Annotated in this window: 10 protein-coding genes; all 10 read right to left on the bottom strand. The window is 45.6% G+C overall.

Annotation, left to right across the window (positions count from 1 at the left end):
* Positions 1-23 precede the first annotated feature (23 nt).
* Positions 24-1,538 (bottom strand): amidophosphoribosyltransferase, encoded by a 1,515-nt coding sequence (purF, locus tag J4N40_RS04800; protein ID WP_005397209.1) that lies wholly within the window; start codon positions 1,536-1,538, stop codon positions 24-26.
* A 36-nt stretch (positions 1,539-1,574) separates the two neighbouring features.
* On the bottom strand, positions 1,575-2,066 hold the full coding sequence (locus J4N40_RS04795) for a CvpA family protein (protein WP_005380590.1): 492 nt from the start codon (positions 2,064-2,066) through the stop codon (positions 1,575-1,577).
* A gap of 61 nt (positions 2,067-2,127) precedes the next feature.
* Entirely contained in the window at positions 2,128-2,721 is a 594-nt protein-coding gene (locus tag J4N40_RS04790) for an SPOR domain-containing protein (protein ID WP_005380588.1), read from the bottom strand.
* A gap of 14 nt (positions 2,722-2,735) precedes the next feature.
* Positions 2,736-3,998 (bottom strand): bifunctional tetrahydrofolate synthase/dihydrofolate synthase, encoded by a 1,263-nt coding sequence (gene folC / locus J4N40_RS04785; protein ID WP_005380586.1) that lies wholly within the window; start codon positions 3,996-3,998, stop codon positions 2,736-2,738.
* A 46-nt stretch (positions 3,999-4,044) separates the two neighbouring features.
* A complete protein-coding gene (gene accD, locus J4N40_RS04780) occupies positions 4,045-4,971 on the bottom strand; it encodes an acetyl-CoA carboxylase, carboxyltransferase subunit beta (RefSeq protein ID WP_005380583.1) in 927 nt (308 codons plus the stop codon).
* A 197-nt stretch (positions 4,972-5,168) separates the two neighbouring features.
* Positions 5,169-5,963 (bottom strand): tRNA pseudouridine(38-40) synthase TruA, encoded by a 795-nt coding sequence (truA, locus tag J4N40_RS04775; RefSeq protein ID WP_005380566.1) that lies wholly within the window; start codon positions 5,961-5,963, stop codon positions 5,169-5,171.
* A 142-nt stretch (positions 5,964-6,105) separates the two neighbouring features.
* Positions 6,106-10,545, bottom strand: coding sequence for a FimV/HubP family polar landmark protein (locus J4N40_RS04770; protein ID WP_250654387.1), 4,440 nt, complete (start codon positions 10,543-10,545; stop codon positions 6,106-6,108).
* Between the two features lie 197 nt (positions 10,546-10,742).
* Positions 10,743-11,756: an aspartate-semialdehyde dehydrogenase gene (locus J4N40_RS04765; RefSeq protein ID WP_005380562.1), complete on the bottom strand. Its 1,014-nt coding sequence runs from the start codon at positions 11,754-11,756 to the stop codon at positions 10,743-10,745.
* The gene (locus J4N40_RS04760; RefSeq protein WP_005380560.1) at positions 11,753-12,886 is read right to left on the bottom strand and encodes a 4-phosphoerythronate dehydrogenase; all 1,134 of its coding nucleotides are present in this window, start codon (positions 12,884-12,886) and stop codon (positions 11,753-11,755) included. Before J4N40_RS04760 ends, J4N40_RS04765 begins: the two co-directional genes overlap by 4 nt.
* A 340-nt stretch (positions 12,887-13,226) precedes the next feature.
* A complete protein-coding gene (fabB, locus tag J4N40_RS04755; protein WP_005380557.1) occupies positions 13,227-14,438 on the bottom strand; it encodes a beta-ketoacyl-ACP synthase I in 1,212 nt (403 codons plus the stop codon).
* Positions 14,439-14,500 lie beyond the last annotated feature (62 nt).

Here is a 14,500-nt window from a genome sequence, read left to right as displayed (position 1 = left end):
TTTACGCCTCAAGAAAACGCCTATTATGCGCCTTCGTTATGCAGCTCTAGGTTTGCTAAATCCTGTTGGATTTCAAGTTGTGTTTTCGCATCATCGTTACGAAGACCATCTAAGAAGTCTAGGTATTGTTGGTCAATATCACCCGTTACGTATTCGCCGTTAAACACGGATGTATCGAACTGAGTAATATCTTGGTTTCCAAGACCGACTGCCTCAACCAAGTCTTCTAGACGTTGATAAATCAATGCATCAGCACCAATCTGCTTACAAATTGTATCGTTGTCACGGCCATGAGCAATAAGCTCGGTAGCACTTGGCATATCAATGCCGTACACGTTCGGGAATCGAACTTCTGGTGCTGCTGATACCATGTACACTTTCTTCGCACCAGAATCACGTGCCATTTCGATGATTTGTTCTGACGTAGTACCACGAACGATAGAGTCATCCACCAGCAACACATTCTTATCTTTGAACTCCGAACGAATTGCATTCAACTTGCGACGTACAGATTTCTTACGTTGTTGCTGACCAGGCATGATAAACGTACGTCCCACGTAACGGTTTTTCACGAAGCCTTGGCGGTAAGGGATATCGATCGCTTGAGCGATTTGAAGTGCGATATCACATGAAGTTTCAGGGATAGGAATAACGACATCAATATCAAGATTTGCGTAGTCTTCACGAATACGTTCGCCTAACTTTTTACCCATTTCAACGCGAGCACTGTATACCGAAATTTTATCGATGAACGAGTCTGGACGAGCAAAATACACGAACTCGAAAATACAAGGGTTCAGCTTAGGATTGTCTGCACACTGCTTCGTGTACAGTTCACCGTCAAACGTTGCGTAGATCGCCTCACCAGGTGCAACATCACGAACAAAATCAAAACCGACGGCATCCAATGCTACCGATTCAGACGCAACCATGTACTCCGCTCTGCCATTAACTTCACGCTTACCTAAACATAGAGGGCGAATACCGTGTGGGTCACGAAACGCAATCATACCATGACCGATAATCATGGCAGTCACAGCGTAAGCACCCCGAATTGTGCGATGCACATTGGTGACTGCGCGGAATACGTCTTCTGTCGTGACATTTCCTTTTACTGAGTCAATTTCGTGTGCCAGTACATTTAGTAATACTTCGGAGTCTGAAGTGGTATTGATATGACGGCGATCTTTTTCAAACAGCTTTTGACGAACTTCGTTAGCGTTGGTCAAGTTGCCATTGTGGGCAAGTGTAATACCGAAAGGAGAGTTTACGTAGAAAGGTTGAGCTTCTGAAGCGCTTGAACTGCCTGCTGTTGGGTAACGAACATGACCAATTCCGACCTCGCCTTGCAGGCGCTGCATATGTCTTGCTTCAAATACATCCTTGACTAAACCGTTCGCCTTGCGCAGACGAAAACGATTGCTTTCTATGGTACAAATACCAGCGGCATCTTGGCCACGATGCTGTAACACCGTTAACGCGTCATAAATAGACTGGTTTACAGGCGTTGTGCCCACGATTCCAACAATACCACACATGTCCTAATCCTCGATTTGCGACAGTAGCTGGCACTACTAGATAGTGCCAGACAGAAAACTTGATGTTGCTTGTAAATGCTCGAAGAATGGGGCGATGATACGGCTGAACTCAGGGATCAACTGTGAATCTTTCCACCAATCCGAGCTTGGGAATGCAGTAAACGCATCCATAAAAAACAGCACCGCAGAAACAATTAAGACTCCGCGTAGACCACCAAATACAATCCCAAGAATTCGGTCCGTACCTGATAGCCCTGTTTTTTGTACCAGTTGACCAATGACGTAATTCACCACTGCACCAACTACCAAGGTCGCGACAAATAAAGCCGCAATCGCCGCTCCGTTACGAAACATGTCATCTTCGATGTTGGTGAAGTACACCGCCAATTTGGCATAGTAATTACTGGAGATAAAAAACGCTCCGAACCAAATCACCAAAGACAAAGCTTCTTTAGCAAAACCGCGAACTAAACTGATCAGAGCTGAAAATCCGATCACACCTAAAATGATAAAATCTATCCAATTCATCTTTTCTTCATCTTAAGTTGGCGCGCATTTTAACAGAAAAAATGCTGACGCAAACGTTTTCTTATGGATTTAATGGCTTAAATTTAAGCAATTGACCTTTTGAACCTGTAATTTTTTGTAATTCTTGAACTTGTCGTTCAAGTTTACTTTTTGACACATCAGGGCCAACAATCACTCTCGTAAACTCGTTTTCTTTCTTTGTGTGAGCTTGATAACCACGCTTTTGCAAATCCGCGACAAGCGCGACAGCATTTTCGTGATTCTTAAGTGCCATCAACTGAATGATCCAAGCTGAATCTTCATATTGATTTTTCTCTTGAACAGGACGAGTGACGACCTCAACTTGCTCTGGTTGTTTGATGACCTCAGGTTTAGATGTTGGCACTGGCTCGGGCTCAGAAACGGCTACTTGAGCATCCTCACGTTCTTGCACTACAGCTTCAACCGGAGAATCCGGTAACGTAATGTCGTCTTCCACTGGCTCTAATATTTCGAAGTTTTCCACATCACTATCAAGTTCTGGTTTGATAGGAATACTGGCAAATTCTTCTTTGTAGTGCAGTTTCTTACCATCTAGCACATCGGGAAGAACAATGACTCCGACTGCGACTAGAATGATGGTGCCGACTAAACGACTTTGGAATTTACTTGCCATCAAAATACCTTTACTTATTTATTATTTGATTGCCAATGTTCCAATACCTCTCCGACGGTATGGAATGAGCCAACCACCAGAATAACGTCTCCTGCCTTTGCGTGGCTTCTCGCACTCTCGAAGGCGTCAACAGGGTTTTCAAAATGAACTTGCCCATCAGGTAAGTATTGGCACAATTCATCAGCGGTCGCCGCTCTCGGTCCAGTAAGCGACGCTGGATACCATTGTGTTGCAACTGGAGTTAGCGCTTCAATGGTTGCTTTAATGTCCTTGTCATGCAGCATTGCAACCACAATATGGATATTCTTACCCAGATATTGTTGCTTCACTCTTTCTACCAAATACTCAGCAGAGTGCGGGTTATGAGCGACATCAAGGACTATTTCAGGTTCGTGATGCAGTACTTGCATACGCCCCGCCAAACGCGCATTATTCAAGCCATTGACAATATTTATGTCAGTGATTTGCAATTCCGAAGCCCCTAGTGCCATCAGTGCAGTGGCTGCATTTTGTAATGGTAGCGATGGGATTGGTAAATCCTCTAACTCAAATGCCCCACTGCTCCATTTCCAACCATTATCAGTTAGTTGGTAATCGTACTGAATACCTACTTGGAAGAACTCAGAACCAATATCGTCAGCATGAGCCGCCACGGTCGCTGGTGGCGTCGGTTGACCACAAATTGCTGGCTTCCCTGAACGGTAAATGCCCGCTTTTTCAAAACCAATAACATTGATGTCATCACCAAGCCAATCCACATGATCGATCGCTAAGCTCGTAATAACAGAAACATCATGGTCAACAACATTAGTGGCGTCTAGACGGCCGCCAAGTCCTACTTCAAGTAAGACAACGTCAACTTTCTCTACTTGGAAAATACGTAGCGCAGCAAGCGTACCGAATTCAAAGAGGCTAAGGCTAACATCACCACGCTGCTTTTCTACATAATCGAATGCTTCACAGTGCTTGGCATCTACAACGTCAACGCCATTAATGCGTACACGCTCGTTGTAACGAATCAGGTGCGGAGAACTATAAACACCGACTGAATAGCCAGCATCAAGTAAAATGGCTTCCATTAACGCACACGTTGAGCCTTTGCCATTGGTTCCGGCAACGGTGATTACGGTTGGAGCTGGTTTGGTAAGATTGGCTTTGTTTGCTACCGCTTGGACACGGTCTAAGCCTAGATCAATTGCTGAGGAATGAATATTTGCTAAATAATCAAGCCACATCTCTAATGAAGATGTGGCTTGAGGAATTGGGTTTTGGGTCATCTAACTTTAACCATTAAATTCTTTGGTTTTTATGTTAGTTGATACTTTACCCTTTTTCGTCCGCTTCTGGTACAGAATATGGCTCTTCATTTGGAGATTCGTTAACCGAAACCACCAAAGGAGACTTGTGGTTAGTCATCTTAGCGATAAGACCACCCACACGCTGACGCATTTCACGACGGTCAACGATCATATCAATAGCACCGTGATCAAGCAGGAACTCACTACGCTGGAAACCTTCAGGAAGATCTTCACGTACAGTTTGCTCGATTACACGACGACCAGCAAAGCCAATGAGGGCCTTAGGTTCACCGATGTTGATATCACCCAACATAGCCAAACTTGCTGATACACCACCCATTGTAGGGTCAGTTAGAACAGAAATAAACGGCAGACCTTTTTCTGATAAACGCTCAAGCGCAGCACTGGTTTTTGCCATTTGCATAAGAGACATTAAAGCCTCTTGCATACGAGCACCACCACTTGCTGAGAAACAAACAAGCGCACAGTTATTTTCAATGGCTGCATCCACTGCTTTCACAAAGCGAGCACCAACGACTGAACCCATTGAACCACCCATAAAGGAGAATTCAAACGCACACGCCACAAGCGGCAGACCAAGCAATTCACCCTGCATCACAACTAGCGCATCTTTCTCACCGCTATTTTTTTGTGCAGCAGAGATACGCTCTTTGTATCGCTTAGAATCTTTAAATTTCAGTTTATCCTGTGGCTCAAGTTCAGAACCTAATTCAACTCGATTACCTTCATCTAAAAATGTTTCCAAACGACGACGCGCTTTCATACGCATGTGATGGTTACACTTTGGACAAACTTCTAAGTTACGCTCTAGTTCAGCATGGTATAAAACCTGTTCACAAGAGGTACATTTAGTCCACACACCTTCTGGGATAGAAGCTTTGCGTGAACTTACTAGATTGCTTTTCTCTAAAATCTTTTCAAGCCAACTCATGGAAGACCTTTTCTCTCAACTCTTCCGCTTCATTGCGAAAGATATAAATTCGACATAATACCGACGGATTAAACCATATCTTGCAGCTACTGTAGATAAAAAACTGGTTGTACCTATTTTTGATATCGTAAATAGCGTATGTTTTCCGTTCACATTCAATGTAAACACTACCGATATTTTGAAATAAGTTTGTAAAATTAGTTCAAATTATCTGGTAAAAACAGTGGACCGATCGGCACTTCAGGTAACCCAAACTCTTCTGGGTAGTCTACATCTACCAGGTACAGACCTTCCGCTTTCGCTGTCGCACCCGCTAGTTTGCGATCTTTGGCTTCTAATAACCACTTGATCCATTCAGGACTCTCTTCGCCACGTCCAACTTTTATCAAGCTACCCGTGATATTACGAACCATATGATGCACGAACGCATTGGCTTTAATATCAATAACCACATAGTTTCCATGGCGCGTAACGTTCAGATGCATCAAGTTTCGAAATGGGCTGCGAGACTGACAATGCGCCGCGCGAAACGACGTAAAATCATTTTCGCCAAGTAGGAACTGCCCTGCTTCATGCATTTTTTTCTCGTCGAGCTCACCATGATAGTGACTAACCCCCGAGTTTAAGATGCCTGGACGTAAAGCATGATTGAAAATAATGTAACGATAACGGCGAGCTGTCGCTGAGAATCTTGCATGGAAATCATCTGAAACTTCCTTAGCCCAACGAACCGCTATATCGCTTGGCATGTTCGCGTTTGCGCCCATGGTCCAAGCTACCATTTTTCGAGTAACGTTGGTATCAAAGTGCACAACTTGTCCCGTGCCATGCACGCCTGCGTCTGTCCGACCAGCACACTGAACTTCAACTGGGTGATTAGCGACGACGGACAATGCTTTCTCTAGCTCTTCTTGGACACTTTTCACTTCTCTTTGGCGCTGCCAACCAAAGTAGTTTGTACCGTTGTACTCGATACCTAATGCGATTCTCATCTTAACCTTCGAACTCTAAAATGGGGCGGGAAGTATATACTCAAGTCACCTCAAGTTGCCAGTTTCACCAAGGGTGACATAAAGGTAGCATCCTACTAACGGGACACAAAAAGGGTAGCAAACGCTACCCTTTTGTTTCGGTTTATCGGCCATTAATGGCGTCAATCAGGCTTTTTGCTTCGCGGCGAATATCATCCTCACCGTAAACAATCGCCTCTTCTAGTAGTTTAATCGCCCCTTGAGAATCGTTCATCTCGAGATAGATTTTAGCCAAATCCAGTTTCCCAGCCGCTTCAGCATTGTTATCTACGTCAATATCGCCGATCTCGCCGATAACATCTGGAAACTCGTTCAATCCGACATCGAGCTTAAGGTCTTCTTCTTCGAACTCACCACCTTCTCTGTCGACCTGAGCCATCAATTCATCAATCGTCATAAATTGATTTTTCTTCGGGTCGAAGTCATCCAAGTCGCTTTGCTCTGCCCAGTTTTCTTGCGCGATCTCTGGCTGACTTAGTGCATCACTCGAATTCCAAACATCACGCTGGTCCTCAGGCACTTCTTCAGTAGAACTTACGTTATCAGCAGCGGGTTTAAAGCCATCCCAATCATCTCCAACATCAAGCATGGTTTCAAAATCCATACCTGCACTTGCGATGGTGTCACTGTCTAGTTTACCTTCAAATACTTCTGAGTTTGCGTCTTCCGCAAGAAGGTTAGCCATTGATGATTCATCATCCAAATTACTGAGCGGCTCACCCTCTGTCGCTGTTGGCTGCACTTCTGGGTCAGTATCAAAGCCGTTTTGCTGCGCAAATACTTCAAACAAAGCATCATGATCGTTATCGGCTTGAATAGCTGGTCTCGATGTCTCTGCTTCAACCTTAGGGCTCTCTGGCGCACCCTCGTTCATTGACGCGAGAACATCTTCCTCATTGAACTCTGGAAGATCTTGGTCGTCAAAACTTAACTCTTCATCCTCACCGGAGATTGGTTCTATATCTGCAGTCTCAGAGCTCGGTAATTCTGGCTCTTCTTCCATCGACGCCAAGGCATCTTCTTCGCTGAACTCTGGCAAATCGAGCTCATCAAAATTGAACTCTTCTTCGGACTCAGCTGGCAAGTCGGCTTCAACCTGTTCTGGCTCAACGGACTCGGACGTTTCTAACGCAGGTTCGCCAGCCATAGACGCCAGTGCATCTTCTTCACTAAACTCTGGCAAATCGAGCTCATCAAAATTGAACTCTTCTTCGGACTCAGTTGGCAAGTCGGCTTCAACTTGTTCTGGCTCAACGGACTCGGACGTTTCTAACGCAGGTTCGCCAGCCATAGACGCCAATGCGTCGTCTTCACTAAACTCAGGAAGATCCAGCTCGTCAAAATTGAACTCTTCTTCGGACTCAGCTGACAAGTCGGCTTCAACTTGTTCTGGCTTAACGGACTCGGACGTTTCTAACGCAGGTTCGCCAGCCATAGACGCCAGTGCATCTTCTTCACTGAACTCTGGCAAATCGAGCTCATCAAAATTGAACTCTTCTTCGGACTCAGTTGGCAAGTCGGCTTCAACTTGTTCTGGCTTAACGGACTCGGACGTTTCTAACGTAGGTTCGCCAGCCATAGACGCCAGTGCATCTTCTTCACTGAACTCTGGCAAATCGAGCTCATCAAAATTGAATTCATCTTCTGATTCAGCTGGCAAGTCTGCTTCAACCTGTTCTGGCTCAACGGACTCGGACGTTTCTAACGCAGGTTCGCCAGCCATGGACGCCAATGCGTCTTCTTCACTAAACTCAGGAAGATCCAGCTCGTCAAAATTGAACTCTTCTTCGGACTCAGCTGGCAAGTCGGCTTCAATTTGTTCTGGTTCAACGGACTCGGACGTTTCTAACGCAGGTTCGCCAGCCATAGATGCTAGAGCATCTTCTTCGCTGAATTCTGGAAGATCTAGCTCATCAAAATTGAATTCTTCTTCTGAATCGTTGGTCGACTCAGTTTCCGGCTCCAATTCAGGCTCATCCAGTAGCCAATCTTCTTCTTGTGGAACACCGAATTCATTCTCTATTGTATTTGGTGTCGGCGTGAAGGCTGGAATGTCTTCCTCTTGCTCAACGTGAGGCTGTACCTCAGCACCGGACTCCACGGATGGTTCTTGTGTTGAATCAGTATCGGTAGCCTCTTGTTGTAGTGATGAAGCTTCCTCTATCTCCGTTTGTGTTTTTTCAACTTGCTGCGGTAAATCGTCTTCACTATCAAATAGAGCGTCAAGTTCAGCAGAAAAATCCGCTTTTTCTTGTTCTGTTGGCAGAAGTTCTTCACTGTCTGACTCAAATAGGTCGTCTAGCTCGCTCATTAAAGGATCATTCTCTGGTGAGAGGTCCTCTAAATCACCAAGAAATTCATCGCTGCTAAATGGCTCTGAAGCAGCCTCTGGCTCGGTTAATGGTTGCTCTTTTGCAGCTTGTTGCGTGTCTGGTTGGCTTTCACTTAATAAAGCGTCGATGTCCAATCCAGACTCAATATCCTGATCTTCATGAGTTTGTTCTGACTCAACTACGGAAGATGGCTTTTCGTCGGCGTCTGGCTCACCAAAACCAAGTGATTTCAGTAACTCTTCCTCTTCCGATTTATTCTGCTCTGGGCTCTCGTCCTCTCGAATCAGATCATCAAACGGATCTAAATCAGCTTCAGTCTCTTCATCAAGTTCAGAGGTAACATCATCAATGAGTTCATCCAGTAAGTCTGTGCTATCTGCGTCTAACTCTTCGATCGAGTCATCACCTTCAAAACCAGAGATTGCTTCTAGCTCGTTTAGTGGATCAAACTCGTCTGTGTCATCTTCATCAAAATCAATGAGTTCATCGAGTAGCTCTGTACTGTTTTCATCTAGAACAGGACCTTCATTGGCGTCAGCTTCTCGAACTTCCGATTCACTAGCCGGTTGTTCATACTGGGCCAATAGCTTATCGATATCGTCGTCAGATGCCTCTCCTACACTAAAGTCATCATCCGAAACGGGCTGTTTTAACTCAGGCTCATCAGTATCTAAATCGAAGTCATCGTTGCCAAGTTCAGCAAACAAGTCATCAAGCATATCCTGGTCGACAGTGTCACTTGGTAACTCTTCTGACGGCTCATCGGCTGCAAGTAACTCGGCAAATGCATCGTCTGAAAGCGAGTCTGATTTCTCATTCGTATCATCCGAAAGATCGAAGCCAGACTCATCGTCATCGAGCACTTCTAGTTCTGGAGCAACCTCATCTAAGGCTCGCTCCATTTCTTCTAAACCAAGCGCCTTTTCTTCGCCGTTGACTTGGATACCATTGTTCGATGACTCAAACTCATCCAGACCAACATCTAGGTCACCGTCATCGCCAATATCTGCAAATGGGTCATCGTCCCCTTCCAGATTGAAATCAAGCTCTTCATCATCGAGGTTAGCAAAGACGTCTTCTTCTAAATCTGACTTCTCTTCTTGTAAAGACTGTGTGTTGATATCTTCATCTGCAAACAATTCATCATCAAGCGTGAGCTCTTCATCAAGCTCATCCGCCGCCGCTAAACCGATTGGCGCCACAAGAGGATCAACGTTTTGCTGTTCCTGTGCAGCCACTTCTTCCTCTTTCCCTTTAGAGCGTCGACCAAGAAGCATAACAACTAGCAACGCAATCAAAGCACCAGGAATTAATGCCGCAAGACCAACAAGCCAACCATTAGACAAAATTTTGTCCATGGTGCTTGGTTGCATGCGTTGTTGTTCAGCAAGGCGCTGGCGCTCTTCTGCAAGCAGTTTCTCGACTTCTGAGCGAATGCGTTCTTCGTCATTCAACTCGCTTTTCAAAGTTTCGACTTCGCTTTGCACTTCTGACAGCATCAATCGAAGACGATGGTTCTTCTCTTCTAATGACTCTAATTCACTTTGTGAGCCTTGAAGTTTGTCCTTTAGCGCACTGACCTGCTTTTCACCCTGCGGAGAGGTGGTTACTGGTGGCGCAGGGATGACGGGTATTGTTTTCGGAGTTGGTTTTGGCTCCGTTGCTGCCACTGTCTCTGGCTTAGTCGCAGGCTTGGGTTCTACTTTAATTTGTGGCTTTGGTTGCTCGGTGACTCGTTGTGCTGGCGTCGCTCTATTTGTCGGCTTCGGCTGTTTTAACTTAGCTTCATGCGCCTTCATAATCGCAACAGCTTGCGCTGTGGTCGCGCTTTGCACTTGCTCTAGAGAAGGTACTCGTAGCCGACTCCCTGGGATCAATTCATGAATGTTTTGGTTCTCAAACGCTTGAGGGTTAATTCGGTAAATAGCAAGAAGCGTTTGTTGAACGGTAACACCGCGTGAAGGTCGTAATTCTGAAGCGATCGACCATAGTGTTTGATTTTCACCAGTCGGACCAAAGAAACGTGACGGTTGAGTATTCGCAGGAGGAGCAGGTAATGCTCGCTCAATATCTTCAGCATAGCTCGGAGATGATTGCACTTCACCAGACGGTCCAACAAGACGAATTCCTTCGGCTTGAACCACTGATGATGTCTGAGTCGCGCTCATCAACACAAGGGCTGCTAACAAACGCTTATAATTTTGACGCATAGAAGGCTCAGTTTTGTGCTAAATACAATTTGAAATGGTGATCGGTTAAATATATCGGATATCGCATGCAAAACTATAGCGTTGAGAATAAAAAATGTGTGGCTCTCGCCATATTCGTACTAATCTCACACTATTTTGTTTCGTTCGTACAAAAAAGCCTCGCACTGTGCGAGGCTTTGAAATGAACTGTAAACGACTTAGTAGTAATCGCGGATCAGAACTTCTGCGATTTGCACCGCGTTAGTTGCCGCACCTTTACGCACGTTATCAGCAACAACCCACAGATTTACGCCACTATGATGGCTGATATCGTTACGGATACGGCCAACCATTACATGGTCTTTACCGCCCGCATCGCGAACTTGTGTAGGGAAGTCTTCACCGTGGAACACTTCGATACCGTCAGTTTGCTCAAGCAAGTTAACGACTTCTTGTGCATCGATAGGTGAACGAGTCTCAATGTGAAGTGCTTCTGCGTGACCGTAAAATACAGGAACACGTACACACGTTGGATTAACTGTGATTGATGGATCGTTAAAGATCTTCTGTGTTTCCCACACCATTTTCATTTCTTCTTTGGTGTAGCCGTTTTCCATCATCTGATCGATTTGTGGAATACAGTTAAACGCGATCTGTTGAGAGAATTGCTTCTTGTCTGCAGGCAGACCGTTTAGCAGCTTCGCCGTTTGACCTGCTAGCTCATCAATACCCGCTTTGCCTGCACCAGATACCGATTGGTAGGTTGATACGTTAATACGCTCAATGCCCACCGCATCGTGAATTGGTTTTAGTGCCACCAACATTTGGATGGTTGAACAGTTCGGGTTCGCAATGATGTTACGGTTACGAAACTCTGCAATCGCTTCTGGGTTTACTTCTGGCACAACAAGAGGAATGTCGTACTCGTAACGGAAGTGTGATGTGTTGTCGATAACAATCACGCCTTCATCAGCGGCAATTGGAGCCCACTTGGCTGATAGCTCACCACCAGCAGAAAACAGTGCGATATGCGCTTGAGACCAATCGAACTCTTCTACGTTTTGAACGCGTACCGTTTTACCATTGAAGCGGTAAGTCTTGCCTTCGCTGCGCTCACTCGCGAGTAGGAAGATTTCGCCTACTGGGAATTTGCGCTCTTGAAGCACATCCAAAATTGTTTCACCGACCGCACCGGTCGCACCTAAAATGGCAACATTATATTGCTGGCTCATTGACTTACCTCAATCTGAAAACCTAGTTCTGCTAATGGAGCAAGGTTACATGTTTTGTTACCCACTAGCGTGACAGCGCTGTATTCACGGCGATCCCAGTAGTTTTTACGCATCAGGTCAAAAGCGCCTGGCTTACTGATTTCACGGCGGAAAAGAGCGTCATCTCTACGCACATCATAGATTAACTGCGTGATGTTATGCAGTGTTGCTTCGTCCCAAGCTCTGTCCAATACCATAGTAGGAACAGGCGCGGTTGGCAGTAAATCGCTGGCATGCGCACGTAATTCGTTATTTAAGAACTCACAGTAGCTGTTGAAAATCATCGTTGTACCGCGAGCTTTCCCTTCCAAGCCGTAGCCTGCAACGTGAGGGGTTGCGAATGCTAGCAGAGGCAGAAGCTCCATATCAACCTCTGGTTCAAATTCAAATACGTCGAGTGCCGCTGTAAAGCCATCGTTTTTCAAAAGACGTTGCTTCAAAGCAGCGTTGTCAACGATGGGACCTCGAGCCGCGTTAATCAAAATTTGATCGCTGCGGAGACCATTTAATACCTTCTCATCAATCAAATGATGCGTTGGGTATGGGCCATCTTTGGTGATTGGCGTATGTAGTGTAATGATGTCTGAGCTTTCAATCAGTTCTGTCAGCGGAGTAAAGCTACGAGGATCACCAGCCTCTTGTTTGAATGGGTCATTGATCAGAACTTTAATACCCATGCCTTTCAAACATTTCTCTAGGTAGCTACCTACTTGGCCTGCACCAATAATACCTACCGTCTTGTCAAATACCGAGAAACCTTGTTGCTGAGCGAGCACCATCATCACGCTGAACGCGTATTCCGCCACACCCACTTTGTTACACCCTGGCGCCGCAGTGAAGAAAATGCCTTTCTCTTTTAAGAGTGCTTGGTCAACATGATCCATGCCTGCCGTGGCCGTACCAACAAACTTCAGCTTGTTTGCTTTGCTGATCAGGTCAGCATTCACTTTGGTGACTGAGCGAATCATTAGGGCATCAACATCCACTAAATCATCGGCGGTCAGTGTACGACCTGGTTTTAGAATTACGTTACCGAGTTGGCTGAATAGTTCTTCAGCATACGGCATATTTTCATCAACAATAATTTTCATAGCGCCAGCGTTCTAACATCCATTTGTAAGAGTTCGTTTATTCGCAAGATGCGAAACTAAAGCGATTGTGCCCTTTTCCCGAAAAATCTCAAGATATAACACCAATAAACCTCAAGGAGGTAACTCCTATAGAATCGATTGACGGGAAGCCTAGAGAAAAGCAGAAACAGAGAAAAGAAAAAGCCCGGCTAAATAGCCGGGCAAAGTTCCAGAACAAAAGGATCCTATCCCGCTCTCCATGGGATAGAGTCTGCGTCTGTTCGATCAGTGTGACTGATCAAGCTCTGGAAACTGGATTGTTGGCGTTTACAGTACTCTCGCAAGGCGCCAACAAATTCAGTTAACCTTGGTACTTTTTAATAACCAAAGTTGCGTTTGTGCCGCCAAAGCCAAAGCTGTTTGACATTACGGTCGTTAGCTCTGCATCACGTGCTTCTGTCACGATGTCCAGACCTTGTGCTGCTTCGTCCAAGTTTGAAATATTGATGCTTGGAGCAATGAAGTTTTTGTCTAGCATAAGTGTTGAGTAAATTGCTTCGTGCACGCCCGCTGCGCCGAGTGCGTGGCCAGTCATTGCTTTTGTTGCAGAGATTGCAGGGCTGTTCTCACCAAACAATTGTTGGATAGCACCAAGCTCTTTCACGTCACCAACTGGTGTCGATGTGCCGTGCGTGTTGATGTAATCCACACCATCAACGTCTTGCATCGCCATCTTCATACAACGAATTGCGCCTTCACCTGATGGCGCTACCATGTCGTAGCCATCTGATGTCGCACCGTAACCTACGATTTCACCGTAGATTTTCGCACCACGTGCCAGTGCGTGCTCTAGTTCTTCAATAACCAGCATGCCGCCGCCGCCCGAGATAACAAAACCGTCACGGTCTGCATCGTATGTACGAGATGCTTTGTCTGGCGTGTCATTGTATTTGGTTGACAGTGCGCCCATCGCATCAAACATCATAGTTTGAGACCAATCTAGCTCTTCGCCGCCACCAGCAAAAACAATATCTTGTTTGCCTAGTTGAATAAGCTCCATAGCATGGCCGATACAGTGTGCAGATGTTGCACATGCAGAGCTCATTGAGTAGTTCACGCCACGAATCTTAAATGGCGTAGCAAGACAAGCAGAAACAGTAGAAGACATAGTACGAGGAACCATGTAAGGACCAACTCGCTTTACGCCTTTGGCGCGCATCGTGTCTGTCGCTACCGTTTGATTGTATGCAGAAGCACCGCCAGAACCTGCAACGATACCGGTACGATCGTTTGAAACCTGCTCTTCTGTAAGACCAGCGTCTGCGATTGCCTGCTCCATTGATAGGTATGCATAAGCAGCCGCATCACCCATAAAGCGCATCTGCTTACGGTCGATGTGTTCCGCCGGGTTGATTTTTAGGTCACCCCATACTTGCGAACGAAGACCGTGTTCTTTGAACTGCTCAGATGCAGTGATGCCAGATTTGCCCGCTTTAAGAGACGCTAGAACTTCTTCGACGTTGTTACCGATACTTGAAACAATACCCATACCGGTGATTACGACTCGTTTCATTATGACATTCCTATAATTCAAAAATCCGCTAGATGATAACTAAGATAGTCAACAAAAGTGGT

This window comes from Vibrio sp. SCSIO 43097, from assembly GCF_023650755.1.
In the GTDB taxonomy this organism is placed as follows: Bacteria; Pseudomonadota; Gammaproteobacteria; order Enterobacterales; family Vibrionaceae; genus Vibrio; species Vibrio alginolyticus.
Note: the sequence above shows the minus strand (reverse complement) of the source record. Positions and strands in the feature narration are given on the sequence as shown.

Coding starts and splice junctions, on each gene's coding strand:
- purF (WP_005397209.1), bottom strand. CDS start 1,538: ATGTGTGGTATTGTTGGAATCGTGGGCACAACGCCTGTAAACCAGTCT.
- J4N40_RS04795 (WP_005380590.1), bottom strand. CDS start 2,066: ATGAATTGGATAGATTTTATCATTTTAGGTGTGATCGGATTTTCAGCT.
- J4N40_RS04790 (WP_005380588.1), bottom strand. CDS start 2,721: ATGGCAAGTAAATTCCAAAGTCGTTTAGTCGGCACCATCATTCTAGTC.
- folC (WP_005380586.1), bottom strand. CDS start 3,998: ATGACCCAAAACCCAATTCCTCAAGCCACATCTTCATTAGAGATGTGG.
- accD (WP_005380583.1), bottom strand. CDS start 4,971: ATGAGTTGGCTTGAAAAGATTTTAGAGAAAAGCAATCTAGTAAGTTCA.
- truA (WP_005380566.1), bottom strand. CDS start 5,963: ATGAGAATCGCATTAGGTATCGAGTACAACGGTACAAACTACTTTGGT.
- J4N40_RS04770 (WP_250654387.1), bottom strand. CDS start 10,545: ATGCGTCAAAATTATAAGCGTTTGTTAGCAGCCCTTGTGTTGATGAGC.
- J4N40_RS04765 (WP_005380562.1), bottom strand. CDS start 11,756: ATGAGCCAGCAATATAATGTTGCCATTTTAGGTGCGACCGGTGCGGTC.
- J4N40_RS04760 (WP_005380560.1), bottom strand. CDS start 12,886: ATGAAAATTATTGTTGATGAAAATATGCCGTATGCTGAAGAACTATTC.
- fabB (WP_005380557.1), bottom strand. CDS start 14,438: ATGAAACGAGTCGTAATCACCGGTATGGGTATTGTTTCAAGTATCGGT.